This window comes from Mycobacterium sp. E2327 (genome assembly GCF_001672675.1).
Lineage (GTDB): Bacteria > Actinomycetota > Actinomycetes > Mycobacteriales > Mycobacteriaceae > Mycobacterium.
Genome location: NZ_LZKE01000080.1, coordinates 1 through 792, shown reverse-complemented (window position 1 = coordinate 792; position 792 = coordinate 1). Strand labels below are relative to the sequence as shown.

1 protein-coding gene is annotated in these 792 nt (G+C 63.9%); it reads right to left on the bottom strand.

Annotated elements, in window-relative coordinates; all coding sequences use genetic code 11:
- Positions 1–792: cyclopropane mycolic acid synthase family methyltransferase (locus A5712_RS09105; RefSeq protein ID WP_156766489.1), on the bottom strand; the 792-nt coding region annotated here is incomplete at both ends.

Here is a 792-nt window from a genome sequence, read left to right as displayed (position 1 = left end):
GCGGAACAACTTGGCGCAGCCGGTGAGGTACTTCATGTACCGGTCGTAGACCTTCTCCGACTGGATCGCGATGGCCTTGTCCTTGTTGGCTTCGAGCGCGGCGGCCCATATCTCCAGCGTCCTGGCGTAGTGCAGCTGAAGCGACTGGATCCGGGTCACCTTGAAACCGGCGTCGCCGGCGTGCTCTTCGACCGACGGGATCGTCGGCAGCCATCCGCCGGGGAAGATCTCGGCCAGGATGAACTGGGTGAAGTGAACGACCTCGTGGGTCAACGGGGTGCCCTGGGCCCTGGCCTCTTTGAAGGTCGGGCGCGAGATGGTGTGCAGCAGCATGACCCCGTCGGCCGGCAGCACCCGGTAGGCCATCTTGAAGAAGTGGCCCCACCGTTGCCGGCCGAAGTGCTCGAAGGCGCCGATGGAGACGATCCGGTCGACGGGTTCGTCGAACTTCTCCCACCCCTCCAGCAGCACCTGCGCCGAGCGGTTCGTGTCCAGCCCGTCGAACATCTGCTGGACGTGCTCGGCCTGGTTTTCCGACAGCGTCAGGCCCACGACGTTGACGTCGTACTTCTCGATGGCGCGCCGCAGCGTGGCGCCCCAGCCGCAGCCGATATCGAGCAGCGTCATTCCGGGTTCGAGGTTCAGTTTTCCCAGCGCCAGGTCGAACTTCGCATTCTGCGCTTCCTCGAGGGTCATATCGTCTCGCTCGAAGTAAGCGCAGGTGTAGGTCTGGGTCGGGTCCAGGAACAGCCGGAAGAAGTCGTCGGACAGATCGTAGTGCGCCTGCACGTT